General features: G+C 43.7%; 14 protein-coding genes. 4 read left to right on the top strand and 10 right to left on the bottom strand.

The window, feature by feature from the left end; all coding sequences use genetic code 11:
- Positions 1–2: 2 nt before the first annotated feature.
- The gene (locus tag D2U88_RS09380) at positions 3–914 is read right to left on the bottom strand and encodes a GYDIA family GHMP kinase (RefSeq protein ID WP_313781970.1); all 912 of its coding nucleotides are present in this window, start codon (positions 912–914) and stop codon (positions 3–5) included.
- Entirely contained in the window at positions 911–2,227 is a 1,317-nt protein-coding gene (locus tag D2U88_RS09375) for a hydroxymethylglutaryl-CoA reductase, degradative (protein WP_119640136.1), read from the bottom strand. The genes D2U88_RS09380 and D2U88_RS09375 overlap by 4 nt, the downstream gene beginning before the upstream one ends.
- A gap of 178 nt (positions 2,228–2,405) precedes the next feature.
- On the opposite strand from D2U88_RS09375, the gene D2U88_RS09370 reads away from it, so the two are divergent.
- Together D2U88_RS09370 and D2U88_RS09365 are read left to right on the top strand one after the other, a co-directional pair.
- On the top strand, positions 2,406–4,565 hold the full coding sequence (locus D2U88_RS09370) for a S9 family peptidase (protein WP_119640134.1): 2,160 nt from the start codon (positions 2,406–2,408) through the stop codon (positions 4,563–4,565).
- A 16-nt stretch (positions 4,566–4,581) separates the two neighbouring features.
- Complete coding sequence (locus D2U88_RS09365; RefSeq protein ID WP_119640132.1) at positions 4,582–5,976, top strand: peptide MFS transporter; 1,395 nt, start codon at positions 4,582–4,584, stop codon at positions 5,974–5,976.
- On the opposite strand, the gene D2U88_RS09360 is transcribed toward D2U88_RS09365, so the two are convergent.
- The 5 genes from D2U88_RS09360 to surE are packed head-to-tail and all read right to left on the bottom strand — an operon-like array spanning position 5,973 to position 10,764.
- Positions 5,973–7,976 (bottom strand): ComEC/Rec2 family competence protein, encoded by a 2,004-nt coding sequence (locus D2U88_RS09360; protein ID WP_119640641.1) that lies wholly within the window; start codon positions 7,974–7,976, stop codon positions 5,973–5,975. The genes D2U88_RS09365 and D2U88_RS09360 overlap by 4 nt on opposite strands.
- A gap of 18 nt (positions 7,977–7,994) precedes the next feature.
- Positions 7,995–8,537 (bottom strand): C40 family peptidase, encoded by a 543-nt coding sequence (locus D2U88_RS09355; protein ID WP_119640130.1) that lies wholly within the window; start codon positions 8,535–8,537, stop codon positions 7,995–7,997.
- A gap of 33 nt (positions 8,538–8,570) precedes the next feature.
- Positions 8,571–9,683 carry a lipid-A-disaccharide synthase gene (gene lpxB, locus D2U88_RS09350; protein WP_119640127.1) on the bottom strand — a complete coding sequence of 371 codons (1,113 nt, stop codon included), beginning with the start codon at positions 9,681–9,683 and terminating at the stop codon, positions 8,571–8,573.
- 27 nt (positions 9,684–9,710) lie between these two features.
- Positions 9,711–9,998, bottom strand: coding sequence for a hypothetical protein (locus D2U88_RS09345; RefSeq protein WP_119640124.1), 288 nt, complete (start codon positions 9,996–9,998; stop codon positions 9,711–9,713).
- The gene (gene surE, locus D2U88_RS09340) at positions 9,988–10,764 is read right to left on the bottom strand and encodes a 5'/3'-nucleotidase SurE (RefSeq protein ID WP_119640122.1); all 777 of its coding nucleotides are present in this window, start codon (positions 10,762–10,764) and stop codon (positions 9,988–9,990) included. The genes D2U88_RS09345 and surE overlap by 11 nt, the downstream gene beginning before the upstream one ends.
- Positions 10,765–10,967: 203 nt before the next feature.
- Between surE and D2U88_RS09335 the strand changes: the two genes are divergently transcribed.
- Positions 10,968–13,139, top strand: a complete 2,172-nt coding sequence (locus D2U88_RS09335; protein ID WP_119640120.1) for a carboxy terminal-processing peptidase — start codon at positions 10,968–10,970, stop codon at positions 13,137–13,139.
- A 62-nt stretch (positions 13,140–13,201) separates the two neighbouring features.
- Here the strand turns inward: D2U88_RS09335 and D2U88_RS09330 are convergent, their stop codons facing one another.
- On the bottom strand, positions 13,202–14,095 hold the full coding sequence (locus D2U88_RS09330; protein WP_119640117.1) for a bestrophin family protein: 894 nt from the start codon (positions 14,093–14,095) through the stop codon (positions 13,202–13,204).
- Between the two features lie 106 nt (positions 14,096–14,201).
- Here D2U88_RS09330 and D2U88_RS09325 point away from each other — a divergent pair, with 106 nt between their 5' ends.
- Positions 14,202–14,999 (top strand): DNA/RNA non-specific endonuclease, encoded by a 798-nt coding sequence (locus D2U88_RS09325; RefSeq protein ID WP_119640115.1) that lies wholly within the window; start codon positions 14,202–14,204, stop codon positions 14,997–14,999.
- Here the strand turns inward: D2U88_RS09325 and rodA are convergent.
- Together rodA and D2U88_RS09315 are read right to left on the bottom strand one after the other, a co-directional pair.
- The gene (gene rodA, locus D2U88_RS09320) at positions 14,996–16,279 is read right to left on the bottom strand and encodes a rod shape-determining protein RodA (protein ID WP_119640112.1); all 1,284 of its coding nucleotides are present in this window, start codon (positions 16,277–16,279) and stop codon (positions 14,996–14,998) included. The genes D2U88_RS09325 and rodA overlap by 4 nt on opposite strands.
- Positions 16,269–18,137 carry a peptidoglycan D,D-transpeptidase FtsI family protein gene (locus D2U88_RS09315; RefSeq protein WP_119640109.1) on the bottom strand — a complete coding sequence of 623 codons (1,869 nt, stop codon included), beginning with the start codon at positions 18,135–18,137 and terminating at the stop codon, positions 16,269–16,271. The genes rodA and D2U88_RS09315 overlap by 11 nt, the downstream gene beginning before the upstream one ends.
- Between the last annotated feature and the right edge of the window lie 45 nt (positions 18,138–18,182).

The raw sequence follows: 18,182 nt of genomic DNA, 5'->3' as shown, positions 1-18,182 counted from the left end.
CGTTACAGTATCATTTTCGAATAGGGCAGTATCGTAGGGAATCCTTTGTCATGAAAGTATGCCATGGTATTGTCATCGCCGGTAACCATTAAAAAATCACCGCCCCATGCCCCCAAACTTTTTATCATTCCGGGATAATCCAAAAACAGTGAGCGCTTTACGGGTGGTATACCAAGGGCTTCGGATAAAATAGTTTCATGTTCCTCCATCAAAATTTCAAATTCCGACAAGTTGGGGCTAGCAATCATTTTTTGGGTCAAGGTAGAAATGCGTTTGACCAATGCTTCCTTGTCAAAAGAGCGGTTTCTATAGGCCTCTATGGCGTCCTTACTGCTTTGCTTTTGGTTCAGGTGGACAAAGAACAAAGAATCCTTAAAATATGGATTGAATTGGATTTCCTCCACATGGGGCACTCCTTTTTTCAATTGATAGGTCAGGGGCGAATTGTGCTGTGCGCAGGCAATGTCGTAACCACTTCCGCCAAAGGCTTTCCATAAAAGCTCATAGGCATCTACTCGGGCCCATTGGGCCAAATTGTTGATCAGCGTAGATGAGGTTCCCAAGCCCCATGACCTTGGAAAACTGAGGTGTGTTTCCACCAAAAACCCATCATGGTCAGATAGAAATAAGGGATTGTCCAATCTAGCCTGTTGGAGCAAAACCTTAAGCGTTTGGGCAATTTTAGGGTCAGATGATGAAATGATGCCTAAGTTTTCGATGTCGAATTCCGCATGGAACCACTCTTGGTCCGATTCATCATAACTTACCCATTTTAGTTGGGCAGCGGATGTAGGGGTTGCCTTAAGCGATTGACCATAACTAGTAGGAATGGCAAGTGCCAGTGCCCCATCCAACACGGCGTATTCTCCCGAGAGCAATAATTTTCCATTACTATAAAACTCCTTTTGCATCATGATTTTTGCAGTTTTTCCAAGGCTTCTTTTACCGAGGCGTTGGTCACGGTTTCATGCTTGAAATAATGGACAAGCTGTGCTTTTTCGCTTTCGGTGGCCCCCATTTGGTTGAGCATGTTGAGCAGGTGCATTTTCATGTGACCTTTTTGGATCCCAGTGGTCACCAAACTTTTTACAGCAGCAAAATTTTGTGCCAATCCCGCAACAGCTACAATTTGCATCAATTCCTTGGCTGATGGGTTTTGAAGGATTTCAAGTGCCAATTTCACTAACGGGTGCAATGAGGTAAGTCCTCCTACCGTACCCAAGGCCAGTGGAATCTCTATCCAAAATTTGAATATACCATCTTCAATGGTGGCATGGGTCAAACTGGAATAGTTCCCATTTTTGGAGGCGTAAGCGTGTACCCCTGCCTCTACGGCCCTAAAATCATTTCCAGTTGCGAGCACCACGGCATCGATTCCGTTCATGATGCCTTTGTTATGCGTCACCGCGCGATAGGGTTCCACATTTGCAATGTTGACCGCTTGCACAAATTTTTGGGCAAATTCTTCTGCAGATATGTCCTTTATGACCAATTTGTCAACCGGGCATTCCACTTCGGCCCTTACCAAGCAATTGGGAACATAATTGGACAAAATGCTCATGACCACCTCTATGTTTTTCTCCTCTTCGGAAAAATCTAGATGGCCCTTAGCCTGATCTTTCAAGGTTTTGGCAAATTGCTCCAAACACGAATTGATAAAGTTGGCACCCATGGCATCCAAGGTCTCAAAAGTGCAATGCAATTGGTAATACCCGGAAATCTTGTCGGAGCGATCCCTTAATTCAATGGCATTGATGCCACCTCCCCGTTTTTCCATATTCTGGGTGATGGAAGCTACACTCTCCAACAAACCTGGTTTGATTTCATTGAAAAAAACACGGAGTTTTTTAGCGTCGCCTTTGTAAATAAAATGGACTTGCCCCACTTTTTCGGTACCCAAAATGGTGGTTTTAAAGCCACCTTTATCCAACCAAAATTTGGCAGCTTTGCTGGCTGCGGCCACAACCGAACTTTCTTCAATGGCCATGGGGATGGCATAAAACTCCCCATTGATCAAAAAATTGGGTGCCACCGCAAAAGGCAAATAGTAATTAGAGAGGGTATTCTCAATAAACTCATCATGCAATTTTTGCACTTGGGGATCGGGGTTCCAATAGCGTTCCAACAGTTTTTTGGTGGCTACAGGGTCCTTGGTGCATTGATTGGCGATCCAATCTATCTTTTCAGCTTTGGAAAGTTTGGAAAATCCTTCAACTGGCGTGTTCATAGTGTTTGGTAAAAGGACTCAAATATAAGGATATTGCCACTTTGGGCGATAGTTGCCAAAATTTTGAAGCGATTTGACCAAATGCTGGGCCAAGATCCATGTTGCAAATGCAACATTAAAGTTTATTTTTCGGATAAATATTAGTAAACTTGGAAGCTTTTAATCAATTTTCTACCGCATGAACAAGCAGTTTCTCCTATTGCTCTCCCTCTTTGGCTTTTTGACTTTTTCCACGGCACAAAAGAAAAAAATAACCCTCGAAGAAATTTGGGGAGGAGCGTTCAGTACCGAATACATGGATGTTTTGCGCTCCATGAACAACGGTAAGCAGTACACCATTCTCAACTTTAACCGTTCCCCACGATCCAGTAGTCTGGACAAGTATGATTATGAAACCTTGGAAAAGGTAGAGACCATTGTTGCCTCTGGAAACAATGTTCCTTACTTTTCATCCTATTCCTTTAGTGATGACGAATCGAAAGTGTTGTTGGCTACCGAGGTGGAACCCATTTTCAGGAGATCTAGATTAGGAATCTATTATGTGTACGATATTGCCTCCAAGGGCTTAGTGAAGATCTCCGATGCAAAAATCCAAGAACCAACCCTTTCTCCTGATGGTTCTAAAGTCGCCTATGTGTCGGACAACAACCTCTATATTTTGGATCTTTCTTCCAAATCAGTCCAACAAGTAACCACAGATGGACATAAAGGAACCATCATCAATGGGGTGACCGATTGGGTGTATGAGGAAGAATTTAGCTTTGTCCGTGCCTTTGAATGGAACAGTAATGGAACCAAGATCGCTTTCCTTCGTTTTGATGAAAGCGAGGTGCCCAATTTCTCCATGGATATCTATGGCACCAATCTGTATCCCTATCAATATGAGTTCAAATATCCCAAGGCCGGCGAAAACAATTCCGTGGTCACCTTGCATATGTTCGATGTGACATCAGGAACCATTTCCCATGTGGATTTGAACGATCCTTATTACATTCCGAGGATCAAATGGATGAACAGTCCCGATCATTTGAGTGTACAAACGTTGAACAGACATCAGGATGATTTGAAATTGTTCGATGTTAAGGCTACCGATAATTCCGTTTCCCTTCTGTTGGAAGAAAAGGACAATGCCTATGTCGATATTGATGACGACCTTACTTTTTTGGCCGATGATAGTTTTATCTGGACCAGCGAAGGGGATGGCTACAACCATTTGTATTTATATGGGAAGGATGGCAAATTGAAGAACCAGATTACCCAGGGTCCGTGGGAAGTGACCCGTTACTATGGGTACGACAAAAAGAACAATAGGATTTTTTATCAGTCTGTGGAGAACGGTTCTATCAACCGCGATGTGTATAGCATTTCCACTAATGGGAAGAAAAAGAAGCGACTTTCCACCAAAGTAGGCACCAATTCCGCGGCGTTCAGTACCAACTATACCTATTACATCAATACCTTTTCAAACGCCACCACGCCCTATGAGTTTACCTTGCACAAAGCTTCGGATGGCAAGTTGGTGAAAGCGATCAAGGACAATTCGGCCTTATTGGAAAAATTGGATGGGTACGAAATGACACCCAAGGAATTTTCCACCATCAACATTAACGGGTACGATCTGAACATGTGGATGATCAAACCTGCTGATTTTGACCCTAATAAAAAATATCCCCTTTTCATGTTCCAATATAGTGGGCCTGGGTCACAGTCGGTATCCAACAGTTGGATTGGCAGTAATGATTACTGGCATGAAATGTTGGCTTCTGAAGGCTATATTGTGGCCTGTGTAGATGGTAGGGGAACCGGGTTAAAAGGTAGGGACTTCAAAAAATTGACCCAAAAGGAATTGGGTAAATATGAAGTGGAAGACCAGATTGCCGCTGCCAAAAAATTGAGTGAACTCCCTTATATCGATGAGAACCGAACAGGAATTTGGGGGTGGAGTTATGGCGGATTCATGTCCACCAATTGTATTTTGAAAGGCAACGATGTTTTTGAAATGGCCATTGCGGTTGCCCCTGTTACTTCATGGCGGTTTTACGACACGATTTACACGGAACGTTATATGCAGACCCCACAGGAAAATGCCAGCGGTTATGATGATAATTCCCCGTTCAATTATCCTGAAATGTTAAAGGGCAAATATTTATTGGTCCATGGCTCGGGGGATGACAATGTGCATGTGCAGAACTCCATGCGTATGATCGAGGCTTTGGTGCAGGCCAATAAACAGTTCGATTGGGCCATTTATCCCGATAAGAACCATGGTATTTATGGAGGTAACACCCGGTTGCACCTCTTTACCAAACTGACCAACTTCGTCAAGGAAAATCTATAATCAAACTTTAAGATATATGTCAGCAGTAGCGAAACCAGTACACAAAAGAGAATTATTTGGGCACCCGGTAGGCCTGTACGTGTTGTTCTTCACCGAAATGTGGGAGCGATTTTCGTACTATGGTATGCGGGCCCTTTTTACCTTGTTCTTGGTAGCGGAGACCACGGCCCAAAACCCTGGTTTTGGTTGGACCAATGAGGAGGCCTTGGCCCTTTATGGCTGGTACACCATGTTGGTTTACATATCTTCTGTGCCTGGTGGCTGGGTTGCCGATAGGCTTTTGGGACAAAAGAAAACCGTAATGCTTGGGGGCGCTTTACTGTGTATTGGGCATGCCGTGTTGGCCCTTAACTCAGAGACAACCTTTTACATTGGATGTTTGTTCGTGATCATGGGGGTGGGTTGTTTAAAACCCAATATTTCTTCCATGGTAGGTGGATTGTACAAACCGAAGGACGAGCGCAGAGATCTTGGATTTTACGTCTTTTACATGGGGATCAATATTGGTGGTTTTTTGGCTCCGATCCTTTGTGGCTGGGTTGGTGAGACCTACAACTGGCACTACGGGTTTGGATTGGCTGCCATTGGAATGTTTCTAGGTCAGGCCGTTTACATCTGGGGCCAGCGTTTTCTGCCCCATGTGGGAAATCTAATTTCTAGGGATAATGAGACCGATAAGGCCATTTTGGATACACCACTGACCAAAATTGAAAAGGATAGGGTGAAGGTGCTCTTGCTTTCGTTTTTGTTGATTATTTTGTTCTGGGCCGCTTTTGAGCAGGCAGGTGGTTTGATGAACCTGTATGCCAGTCAAAAAACAGATCGTAATTTCTTTGGATTGTTCGAGATTCCCGCATCGGTGTTCCAATCCGTGAACTCCTTTTTCATCATTACATTGGCCACAGCTGTAGGAGCTTTTTGGCTGCGCTGGAGAAAGAAAGGAAAGGAAGCCTCTTCCTTGTTCAAAATGGCCGTGGGACTGATTATCATGGCCCTTGGGTTTGGATTCATGACCGCAGCTTCCGTGCAATATGAAAGTACTGGTTCTTCCGGCATGTATTGGTTGATCTTGGCGTATTTGTTCCATACGATCGGGGAACTTTGTGCATCACCGGTTTCATTGTCGTTCATTACCAAACTGGCACCGTTAAAGTATGCTTCCATCATCATGGGACTCTACTGGGCAGCCACCGGTTTGGGTAATAAAGCAGCTGGGCTGATCGGTGAGATTTCCCAAGAATTGGGCGAATTTGAAATTTTCTTAGGCATTACCATCATTTGGTCCTTGATTGGTTTGGTGGTCATAGCCTTGTTGAAACCACTGAAACGATTGACCCATGGAGCCGAGGATGGCGAGGGGAAAGTATCGGATGAAGATGAAGTGGAAGGATTTGAGGTTGAGAAAGCCTAGTCTTCTTCCACAATAAAAACATAAAATCCCTTTTCACCAGTGTAGTGGAAAGGGATTTCTTTTTGTTTGCAGGTCTTCTCCCAACGTTTCACCACACTTTTATAATTGCTGCCATCTGCTAACACCATTTTAGGTCGAAGGGAATCCAGGACACGTTCCAAATTCACTTTTGGGGATTGTGTCAACAGCAAATAATCAATTTTTGAAGTTGGGGGATACAGGGCCAAGCTACCCATTACATACAAGGTTTGCTGGTTGATGGAATAATAGTTCTTTAATGGTTCAACTCTACTATTTTTAACCCGTTCGGCAATTGAATAATCCTTGGTCAAGCTTCCCAAATTAAGGGAATCAGCAGCGTAAATTTGCAAGGAACTTCCCATTTGATGCAATAAAACAGTATTTCTGGAACGATGGGTCAGGATGAGGGTTTCCTTCTTTTGGATTTGCACTTGGTTCCATAAGTTCCAACCTTGAAAGCCAATGAATCCCAATAGTAGGATCATTGCCAATTTCCATTTGGGTCGAGATAGAAAGACCACCAATGCGAAGACCACCACATACCCCAATACCAATTGCACCGCATCGAACGGAATGTCTTTAAAAATGAATTCTTCCTGATGGGCCACCCAACCCACCGTGGCATTCATCAATTTGATGATTTGATCATAAACGAGCACCAAAGTTGCAGGCAGCGCATCCATCAATGCCAAAAAAATAACCAGAATACCAAAACCCAAAATCAAACCTAAAAATGGAATGATCAACAGATTGGCCACAAAAAATAAGGCAGGAAATTGATGGAAGTAAAATAGACTAATGGGTAATACGCCCAACTGTGCGGCTACACTAACAGACAATAATTGCCATATTTTCTGAAGGAAATAATTATCAGGATACCAAAACCGCTGCATTTTGGGATAGATCCAAACAATGGCGAACACAGCGGCATAACTCATTTGAAAACCTACCTGGAACAAGAACAAAGGTTTAACCAACAAAATGAACAACATGGACAAGGCAATAATGTTGAACGAATTGGTAGGTCGGTTAAGGTGCATGGCATAGGCCAAAAAGGAAAACATGGTCACCGCGCGTATGATGGAAGGGGAAAGCCCAGCGATAAAGGCATACGCCCAAAGTAAGGTTACAATAATGACCAACTTTAAGGTTTTCCCACTTCGTAATCGTTCCAAAGGGGATAGCAGGAATTGCAACAGTAGCAGCAAGATGCCCACATGAAGTCCGGAAACGGCCAAAATATGCACGGCCCCGGCATTGATATAATTGTTGTACGTGTCTTCGGAAATATCGTCGCGTTGTCCCAACAATAGAGCTTGGATAACTCCCACTTCCTGAACACCAAAATCATGTTTCTTCAATTGGGCAATGATATGCTCTCGAAAGCTGGAGGCTACCCCCAACAAGGTTTGGGAAGGATGTTCAATGGGCACCAATACTTTTTTATTGGCCAATATCTGGTGATGGATGCCTTGTTTCTCCAAATATCTTTTGTAATCAAATTGATGAGGATTAAGCGGAGGTGGAACGGTCTCAGGTTTTGCCAAGATGAGCAACTCATCATCAACCTTAAAAGATTTGTCAGTGCTGTCCGAAGGTAGGATCAACAGTATTTTTCCTGAAGCACTTTCGGTGTCCAAGGCAATGACCTCTGCCACATATTTTTGGGAAAACGGGTTGGGCTTCAACCTCTCCGTAATTTTGAGATGCCATGTGCTTTCCAAATTCAAATCGTGATCAATTCTATAAGAATTGACCGGGAATGTAGCCATGCCCACCACAAAAACGCCCAGGCCAATACCAAAAAAGGCGGTGAACAGTTCAAAAAAAGGGAATCCGTCCCTTGTCTGTTTTTTGCCGATCCCATACAAAACGGGAAGCAGGACCAGCAAAACGATCAGGAAGGACAATGGTGGCAATCCACCATAAAAACCCAGTACAATGCCCGCCATCACACACAAGGTGAGCTTTACGGACACAAAATTAAGCTGGCGCACCTAGAGGATACGCATGGCTTTTACAAAGGCGTATTTCCAGTACCCTTCCCGTAATGAGGATACCAAAACGCCCCTTGAGGTTGTGGCGTGAATAAATCTGATGTCGTCCCCATCCACTTCAACGACCAACCCCACATGGTTGATGCGTTTTCCGCTTTTGGAGGTCTTGAAGTAAAGCAGGTCCCCTTTCTGAACGTCATCAACATCAATTTTTTGGCCTTCCATGGCCATTTGATAGGAAACCCTAGGGAATAGAATATCATTTTCCTTTAAGGAAACAAACACCAGTCCAGAGCAGTCCATGCCCTTTTTTGTGGTGCCCCCATACTTGTAACGCGTTCCGGAAAAGGTCATCGCCGTGGAAATAATGGCCTCTGCCTTTTCGTTGATGCGTTCTTCTTTTTTGGATTTTCTGGGAGATGTGTCTTCGGTCGACCCCTCAACCGTAACGGTTCGGGTCTTGCTGTAGGTTCGTTTTCTTTTACCGGGGCCACAGGCAACAACGGCAAAAAATAACAGTAAGATTATGGTTTTTCGAAACATCCAAGAATAGATTTTCTTTCTTGGAAGATAAAACTACGCATTTTCGACGATTAATCGGGCCGCCAATTGACTGGCACCTCTTCCCCCCAATTTTTCGCGTAACACTTTATAGTCGGATAAAATGCGTTCGCGTTCGGGTCCCCCGATAATTTTTGACAACTCTTTTTTGAGATTTTTTGATGTCAATTCATTTTGAATCAGTTCCTTAACAACTTCTCGGTTCATGATGAGGTTGACCAGGGAGATGAAATCCAAGGTAATGATGCGCTTGGCAATCTGGTAGGAAATCCAATTTCCCTTATAGCACACCACTTGAGGGATGCCAAAAAGGGCTGTTTCCAAAGTGGCCGTTCCACTGGTGACCAATGCGGCGTGGGAATGCTTGAGGAGGGTATAGGTTTTGTTGGAGACATAACCCACTTTGTTTCCTTTTAAAAAGGGTTCGTAAAATTCATCGGGAAGGCTCGGAGCACCTGCAATTACGAATTGATAATCGGGGAAATCCCCTTTCACGGACAGCATCACATCCAACATTTTCTGCACCTCCTGTTTTCGGCTACCGGGAAGCAATGCAATAATGGGTTTTTCAGGGTCTAATCCGTTTGCTTTTCGGAAGGAATCGTTTTCTTCCAAAGGGGTATTTTCAATGGCATCAATAAGCGGATGTCCTACAAACTGTACGGGGAAACCATGTTTCTTTTCATAGAAATCTTTCTCGAAGGGAAGGATGACATACATGGCATCAATATCCCTTTTAATTTTTTTGATTCGTCCCTCGCGGGAGGCCCAAATTTGGGGCGAAATATAATAATTGGTCTTAAAACCTTGTTCCTTGGCCCATTTCGCAATCCGAAGGTTAAATCCAGAAAAATCGATAAAAATGATGACATCTGGTTGGAACTTTTCAATGTCCTCTTTACAATAGGAAATATTTTTGAAAATAGTGGGGATGTTCTTGAGCACTTCCAAGAAACCCATAAAAGCCATGTCTTTGTAATGCTTGGCCAGTGTTCCTCCGGCTTGTTCCATCAAATCACCGCCCCAGCAACGGATATCGGCCGAGGCATCCTCTTTTTTAAGGGCCTTGATCAAGTTGGAACCGTGGAGGTCCCCTGAGGCTTCACCGGCTATGATATAGTATTTCATTGCTAAAAATCAAGTTCAAAATTAAGCCTAGGACAGCACTTTATACAACAAAATAACCAACGCCGTCACCAAAGTGGCCAACATCACACCTTTGGCCCTTTGATCCCTTTTGATCCGTAGAAAACCAAAAAAGGCAATCAAGTTCAAAATGGCACCCAATGCGAGCAAACTGCCAATATGGCCTTGCTCCACTGCGGCATTAAAGGTGTCCACAATCCCTAAATCCGAAAAGAGGAGAATGTAGAGCAAGGTGCCGAACGTGTTCGCAATGATTCCTACCACAAAACCGATGATGATTTCTTTTCTAGTGTTCATTTAAGTTCCAATTGTTGATTAATGGTATGGCATGATGCGCTGTAAGGTCGAACTGGGTGGGTACCACCGAAATGTAACCTTGTGCCAAGGCCCATTCATCAGTGTCCTCTCCTTTGTCCAAAAGCTCGAACTCCCCGGTAAGCCAATAATAATCTTTGCCAGAGGGGCTCCTACGCTTGTCAAATTCCTCTTTCCAATTGCCCCTTGCCTGTCTACATATTTTGATCCCTTTGAGCTTTTCGGTTTTGGGAATATTTACGTTGAGCACGGTTCCTTTGGGCATTCCATTGGTCAAAGCCTCGGAGACGATTTTCTTCACGGCATCCAAACAAGGTTCAAAATCGGCGTTCCAGGAATAGTCGCAAAGGGAAAACCCTATGGCGGGAATACCTTCGATACCGGCCTCAATGGCAGCGCTCATGGTACCCGAATAAATGACATTGATCGAAGAATTGGAACCATGGTTGATGCCGCTTACACAAATATCCGGTGTCCGGTCCAGTAGCACACGAAGGGCCAATTTTACACAGTCGGCCGGGGTTCCACTACAGCTATACTCGCTCGGAGCGCCTTCTTTATGGTCCACCACCACTTTTTTGGAAAATAGCGTGCTGTCTACCGTAATGGCATGCCCCATACCCGATTGGGGGCTGTCCGGGGCCACGACCACCACCTCACCGATCTCTTTCATGGTGCGTATCAGGGCCCTAAGTCCAGGGGCTGTGATTCCATCATCATTGGTGACCAAAATGAGCGGTTTTTCCATGAGGTATAATTAAAGGCATAAAAATACGTTTTTCATAAGGATATGAAGCCTTGACCGTTTAACAAAAAATTAAAAGCGGCACACAGAACTGGCACGGTTTTTTCTGTATCTTAGGGAATTCATACAATTAAGAACGACGGATGACGTAATGAAGATTTGACGGTATGAGGTCAGATTGTTTCGCTCCAGAAAAAAATCACATTATGAAGAAGAACTTTATCTTGGCACTTTTGGTTATTCTTGTTGCAGTAGCCTCATGTAGCTTTACCAATAAGTCTTTCGACAACGACGACAAGGATAAGCTTTTGCTGGATTTGATTACTTACGTTTTGGAAAGGGGCCACTATGAGCCCAAAGACCTTAACGACAATTTTAGCTCCAACGTGTTCGATGATTTCATCGATATTGTGGATCCTACCAAAAGATATTTCCTTGAAAGTGATATCAGGGATTTTGAAAAGTATCGGTTCATGATCGATGACGAGATCAGGAACACCGATATTACTTTTTTCAATGCCGTATACCAACGCTTGATGTTGCGTATGGAAGAAGCAAAGGAAATTTACAAGGAAGTTTTGGCAGAACCCTTCGATTACACTGTTGATGAAACCATCAACATCGATTACGAGAACCAAGAGTTCGCCGCCAACAAAAAACAGCTTAAAGAGCGTTGGAGAAAGCAACTCAAGTACAACACCTTGAACGTTTTTGAAAACAAAATCGACAATAGAATCTCCGATGCGAACCAAGAAGCCAACGTGGACTCAGAGACGATATTGGCCTTCAACGATATTCCTGCTAATGTGGACAAGGTGACCACCGAGGAGGAAGCAAGGGAAGTGACCAAGAACACTTTGGACGAATTCTTCGACTTTGTGGACGATTTGGAGCGTAAGGATTGGTTTGTTCAGTATTTGAATACTATTGTGGAGGAGTTTGATCCCCATACGTTCTATTTTGCCCCAGAGGAAAAAGAACGATTTGACATTGGCATGTCCGGTAAGTTTGAAGGTATCGGCGCCCGACTTCAGAAAAAACCTGAAGGAGCTAAAATTGTCGAGATCATTTCAGGTGGACCCGTTTGGAGGGATCAGTCCCTTGAAGTGGGGGATGAAATTTTGAAAGTAGGCCAGCAAGGAGAAGAGCCCATCGATATTGTAGGGATGCGCCTTGATGATGCCATTAAATTGATCAAGGGCCCAAAAGGAACCAGAGTGGACCTTACCGTTAGAAAAGTGGACGGAACCATCCAAAAAGTGTCCATTACAAGAGATGTGGTGGAATTGGAGGAGTCTTATGCAAAATCCGCCACTATTGATAGTGATGACCACAAATATGGATTGATCAACCTTCCTAAGTTCTATGTAGATTTTGAAGATTACGCCGAACGCAATGCGGCTACCGATGTGGCCAAAGAGGTGGAAAGATTGAAAGAGGCAGGTGCCGAGGGCATCATCTTGGATCTAAGGGACAATGGTGGAGGATCTTTGAAAACCGTTGTGGAAATGGCCGGATTGTTCATCAAGGACGGGCCAATTGTACAGGTGCGTTCCTCTGGACAACGCAAAGAAGTACATGAGGATAAGGACGAGCGTATCCAATGGGACGGTCCTTTGGTCATATTGGTCAACGAATTGTCCGCTTCCGCTTCCGAAATTATGGCAGCTGCCATGCAGGATTACAAGAGGGCCGTTATCATTGGTAGCAAACAGACTTTTGGTAAAGGAACCGTTCAAAATGTGATTCCTTTGGACAATATTGTGCGAGGCAACGATCAAGGAGATTTAGGGGCCATTAAATTGACGACCCAAAAATTCTACAGGATCAATGGAGGTTCCACACAGTTGGAAGGCGTGAAAAGTGATATCGTGATTCCGGACAAATACAGTTATATTGACCTTGGGGAGCGTGATCAGCAAAACCCTTTGGGGTGGGACAAGATTACTCCAGCCGATTATAAAATTTGGGATGGCTATATCGATTTTGAAACTGCCGTGGCGAACAGCAAAAAGCGTATGGAAAACAATCCTCAGATCAAGTTGATCGAGGAGAATGCCAAATGGATCAAGGAGCAGCAAGATGAGAATGTAATCTCCCTAAATTTTGATGCCTATGTGCAAAAAGCGGATGAGGCCAAAAAGCAATCCGACAAGTTCAAGACCTTAAGGGATTATGATTCCAAACTGTCTTTTGGCTCTTTGAAATATGAAACGGAACTCTTTACACAAGATTCCGTACTCAGGGAAAAGAGGGACAGATGGCACAAGGATTTGGCCCGTGACATTTACGTCGAAGAGGCCGTGAACGTGCTAAAAGACCTTCACTTGAACAACATCAAGCAACAAGAAAGAAAATTGGCCAGCGTAAAAGGGTAACCAATTTCTCGAAATAAAGAAAAGCCGACTCCAAAAAGAGTCGGTTTTTTTATGGCCAGAGATTACATAATGTAAAAATCGTTGGATTCAATAGGTTTGGGCAAGTCGGTTTCGTCCAAAAGTTGTCGAAGGTTGATGTCGATGGTCCTTGCTATGGAGGTTACTGGAGTATCGGTTGGTTGATTTTCAAAAGGGTCTTGTAATCTAAAGGCGGCTTTTTCAAGAAAAAAGAAAACCATAGAGATAATGACCAAAATAAAAACCTCCAATACTACCACTAAACGAAGCGGTTCCGACATGGCCAGAAAAATAACGAATAGGTAAATGGCCAAATGCAGGCCTTTCCGGTATGTGGTCGGGAACACCGTATTTTTGATGCGCTCACACTTCCCCATTGATGCAGTTAGTCGTGCCAGAGTTCCTTCCATTTGTAATCTGGAAAAGCCATCCAATTTTCCTTCGTCATATTGTTTTTTAATGGAATCGGTCTGAAAATTGAGAATGCCCAAGGGGACATTTTTTTGCGATTGTAAATGTTCCAGTTCTGAATCCGAGATCAACCCGCCCAAATTTTTAAATGGATCCATCTTTCTTAGAGATTGTCCCAAGGAGTAACACCATGCAATTTGTCTATAAGCCATGCTCTTGATCACGGGATCGTCGGGTTCCGTATACATTTTTAATTGTAAAACCAACGTACGGGAGTCGTTTACGATCTCTCCCCATACTTTGCGGGCTTCCCACCATCTGTCATAGGATTGGTTTACTTTAAAAGAAATCAAAATCGATATCGCAATACCCAGTGTAGTTGCTATTGAAATTGGAATGTCAGGCAAAAAATCAGAAAAAAAAATAGGAAGGATATCTACCACTAATCCAATGAGCGTGACAATAAGTAGGGAAATCTTGATTTCATTAAAAATGTATTTTAGAGGGAATATCTGTTTGGTGATCATCGGGAAAGCAACTTATGATGTTGTATAAAAGTAATGACAATTCAATTGATGTTGGCCAAAACAGCTCCTTCAATTTTATTTAGTTTTGTGTGCTTAAAGATTATCGATGAAGAGAAAGACACTCTATGCCATTCTTTTTGCATTATGTTTGATCGGCTTTTGGCTGTTCGAAAATTTTTATACTCCGGCCACATATTCAAATCCCAATAGTTCGGGAGAGGATGTGATTGAAATGGATTTTTTGCCTAGTTCCACCACGGGTGAGGTAGTACATCACGAATTCTTTTCCCTTTCGTACAATGAACCTTATGAGCAGGCAGAATGGGTGGCCTATGAACTCAAAAAGAGCCAGCTTACTTACGATGACCGCAAGCGTCCCTATTTTATCGAAGATCCCTTGGTGCCCACCAAATCAGCCGATTGGAGAAACTATCGGGGTTCCGGTTACGACCGTGGACATTTATGTCCGGCAGGGGACCGCCGCTTTTCAGAGTTTGCCTATAATGAGACCTTTTATACCAGCAATATAAGCCCACAGGACAAGGATTTCAATGCAGGGGTATGGAACCGCCTGGAGCAACAAGTGCGTAGGTGGTGCAAAAAATACGGTGATTTGATCATTATCACAGGAGGTGTGCTCGAAGAGGGTCTAGAGGAAATCGGGGAGGAGGATGTAGATGTGCCCAGATACTTTTATAAGATTGTTCTTAAGGGTGATGGAAATGCTGCGCAGACGTTGGCATTTTTGATGCCGGCCACTGAAAGTAATGCTCCATTGCAGAGTTTTTTGGTCCCCATCGATACGTTGGAAGAAAGAACAGGAATCGATTTCTTTCAAAAACAACCCAAGGCTTGGCAAGAAGAAAGGGAACAAAACGTGGATGCTTCCGGATGGAAATTTTAGATGCCGTCCTTTAAACGATTCGAGTCCAGTTTTAGGAAGATAAACAGCAGCATACTGAAAAAGATAAGTCCAGAGCCGCCATAACTAAAGAAAGGTAAGGGAACCCCAATAGTAGGCAAAAGACCGATTACCATTCCAATATTGATGAAATAATGAAAGACCAATAGGGATATTACCCCGTAACCGTACATGCGGCTGAAATCACTTTTTTGCCTTTCGGCGATGTGAATCAACCGTAAAAAGAAGAACGAAAATAGGAGGATTACTGTGGTGGTACCCAAAAAGCCCCATTCTTCGCCCACAGAACTGAATATGTAATCGCTATGCTGCTCAGGTACGAAATCCCCTTTGGTACGTGTGCCCTCCAAAAATCCCTTGCCAAAAAAACCACCGGACTCAATGGCCTTTTCGGACTGATAGGTGTTGTACCCGATGGTCTTTCTTATTTCCTCCAGTTTCTTCTCATCCTTTTCCAAGCCCAACCAGAGCGCAAAACGGTCCCTATGCCGTTGTTCAAATACTTTTTCGAACACAAAGTTTACCGATAGTGAGAACAAGGTAGAAACCACAATGACACCGATTACGGGGAGCACGGGAATTTTTAGCGTTGCTTTTTTGAACGTATATACCAAAAGGGCGAGGGTTATTAATCCAATGACCACCCACACGGTTCCGAACATCAAGGTAGTGGCAAATAATAACACAATGACCAATAGAATTCCGAGATAATATAGTGGAAAACCTTCCCTAAAAAGCACAAAAAACAATGAGAAATAGATGAGGGCACTTCCTGGATCGGGTTGAGGTAAGATCAACAGGGCGGGCAATAGTATGATGGTAAGGGCATATAGTTGATGTTTGCCGCTACGGATATCGGTTTGGATATCACTTAAAAATTTGGCCAAGGCCAAGGCGGTGGTTACCTTGGCAAGCTCCGAAGGCTGAAAATTAAAAAAGCCCAGATCGTACCAAGAGGTGGCCCCTGCAATTTTTTTCCCAAAAACAAAAAGCCCCAAGAGCAAAACAATGGAAACCACGTAGAAAATAGAGGCAAACCGTTCAAAAAAACTGGATTCAACAAAAAGAACAAAAATGATTCCTAGAAAGGCCAATCCAATAAAAAAGAGCTGTTTCCCATATAGGGTGGAAAAGTCAAAGATGGAAGTGGCCGTATCGCTCAGCGAAGTGGAATAAATATTGATCCATCCAATGAAGACCAACAAAACATAAAGGATTACCGTAATCCAATCTATCCTACCAAAAGGGCCTTTACCAGACATATTCGTTTATCTTGAAAGGTTCGCCAGTATAGGGTTTGGCGTATTCATGTTCCAAGGTTTTTTCCAACATCCGTGTCTCCAAATCTTTCCGGGTTATTTCTCCCTTGATGTATTTTTCAATCAGAAGGGACGCAATATGACCTGCATAACGGGCACCGAAATATCCGTTTTCAATATATACGGCCAGTGCAATCTGTGGATTTTCAACAGGGGCAAAGGCAACAAAAACGGAATGATCCGTGAGTTGCATACGTTCACCATCCACCCGGATATAGTTTTCTACCGTGCCTGTTTTACCAGCTATATCAATTCCCGGAATCTTAAGCCATCTGGCCGTTCCATAATTGTATACGTCTGCCATGCCGTGAATGACCGGCTCAAAATATTTCCGGTCTATGGTTGTATAATGGGGTGTTGTAAACTTGGGATCGATGGCGCCAGAATTCCCAAAACTTTTTATCACATGTGGGGTATAGAAGTAACCGCGATTTGCAATTGCCGCTGTCATATTGGCTAATTGAAGGGGAGTGGCGGCAACTTCACCTTGCCCAATGGAATTGGAAATGATCGTGGAGGCGGCCCATCTACCATCCCCGTACCATTTGTCATAATATTCCTTATCCGGAATTCTTCCCGGTGCACCCGTGGGAAGGTCAGTGCCCAAATAATCGCCAAGACCAAAACTTTTGATGTGCTTGTCCCATACATCCATGCCTTCGTCCGTAGTGCTATATTTGTCGTATATTTTTCTGAAAACCCCAGCAAAATAGGCATTGCAGGATTGGTAAATTCCCGAGTTCAAATCACGGACACCACCTCCGCAATGGCAGCCCCGTAATGTATTGCCCACGTAAAAGCCATGGTAACACCTAAACTTCGTGCTAGGGTCTATAACACCTTCCTGGAGGGCTATCAGGGCATTCAGTGTTTTAAAAGGGGATCCTGGTGAGGGTTGGGCCAAGATGGAACGATCCCAGGTGGGTTTGGATATGGTATCGTAATGGAGTTTGCTATAATTTTTGGAACGCTCCCTTCCCACCAAAAGGGCCGGGTCGTAGGTGGGACCCGAAATCATGGCCAAAATTTCCCCTGTTTTGGGTTCTATGGCCACAATGCCTCCTCTCTTGCCGTGCATCAGTTTTTCCCCGTATTCCTGGAGTTCTTTGTCCAAGGTAATGTGGATTTCCTTGCCTTGTTTGGGCAGGGTATCCAGTTTTCCATTTTTGTACGGACCAATATCCCTGTTAAAACGATCTTTTTGGATGTGTTTCACTCCCTTTCGCCCACGGAGGATTTCCTCATACTCCATTTCAATGCCAGTTCGTCCCTTTAGTTCACCGGCAACGTAATAGGGATTGTTTTGCAGGTCTCCTTCGTTTACTTCACTGATATAGCCCAAAACATTTGCCGCACTATGGGTATTGTAATACCGTAACGACCTTTTTTGGATATAGAATCCAACATAGTGGCGCATTTTCTCCTGAAGTTTGGCATAATCTTCTTTGGATAGCTGAGGAACCAAAACCGAAGGTAGCCTAGGGGAATATATTCTTGCCTTTTCCATTTTGCTCAGGAATTCCAACTTGTTGATTCCCAAAAGTTGACAAAACTCCACGGTATCCAGAGGCTTTACTTCTCGTGGGATGACCATGACATCATAGGCAGGTTGGTTCCCCACCATTAATTTTCCATCCCGGTCATAGATATATCCCCGTTCCGGGTAATCATATATTTTTTTGATGGCAGGATCGTCCAATATTTGGTCGGGCGAAAAACGGAACAATTGCAAATAGGATAATCTCCCAATAAAGGTGAACCCAATAATGACGACAACCGATGACAATAACAATTTTTTCATACTCGACCAGATTTGTAGACCCCTAGCCCTTTATATCCAACGACG

Origin of the sequence: Flagellimonas aequoris (assembly GCF_003584165.1) — a bacterium.
Taxonomy (GTDB): Bacteria; Bacteroidota; Bacteroidia; order Flavobacteriales; family Flavobacteriaceae; genus Flagellimonas; species Flagellimonas aequoris.
Note: the sequence above shows the minus strand (reverse complement) of the source record. Positions and strands in the feature narration are given on the sequence as shown.

Coding starts and splice junctions, on each gene's coding strand:
- D2U88_RS09325 (WP_119640115.1), top strand. CDS start 14,202: ATGAAGAGAAAGACACTCTATGCCATTCTTTTTGCATTATGTTTGATC.
- surE (WP_119640122.1), bottom strand. CDS start 10,764: ATGGAAAAACCGCTCATTTTGGTCACCAATGATGATGGAATCACAGCC.
- D2U88_RS09335 (WP_119640120.1), top strand. CDS start 10,968: ATGAAGAAGAACTTTATCTTGGCACTTTTGGTTATTCTTGTTGCAGTA.
- D2U88_RS09355 (WP_119640130.1), bottom strand. CDS start 8,537: ATGTTTCGAAAAACCATAATCTTACTGTTATTTTTTGCCGTTGTTGCC.
- D2U88_RS09380 (WP_313781970.1), bottom strand. CDS start 914: ATGATGCAAAAGGAGTTTTATAGTAATGGAAAATTATTGCTCTCGGGA.
- rodA (WP_119640112.1), bottom strand. CDS start 16,279: ATGTCTGGTAAAGGCCCTTTTGGTAGGATAGATTGGATTACGGTAATC.
- lpxB (WP_119640127.1), bottom strand. CDS start 9,683: ATGAAATACTATATCATAGCCGGTGAAGCCTCAGGGGACCTCCACGGT.
- D2U88_RS09370 (WP_119640134.1), top strand. CDS start 2,406: ATGAACAAGCAGTTTCTCCTATTGCTCTCCCTCTTTGGCTTTTTGACT.
- D2U88_RS09330 (WP_119640117.1), bottom strand. CDS start 14,095: ATGATCACCAAACAGATATTCCCTCTAAAATACATTTTTAATGAAATC.
- D2U88_RS09345 (WP_119640124.1), bottom strand. CDS start 9,998: ATGAACACTAGAAAAGAAATCATCATCGGTTTTGTGGTAGGAATCATT.
- D2U88_RS09315 (WP_119640109.1), bottom strand. CDS start 18,137: ATGAAAAAATTGTTATTGTCATCGGTTGTCGTCATTATTGGGTTCACC.
- D2U88_RS09365 (WP_119640132.1), top strand. CDS start 4,582: ATGTCAGCAGTAGCGAAACCAGTACACAAAAGAGAATTATTTGGGCAC.
- D2U88_RS09375 (WP_119640136.1), bottom strand. CDS start 2,227: ATGAACACGCCAGTTGAAGGATTTTCCAAACTTTCCAAAGCTGAAAAG.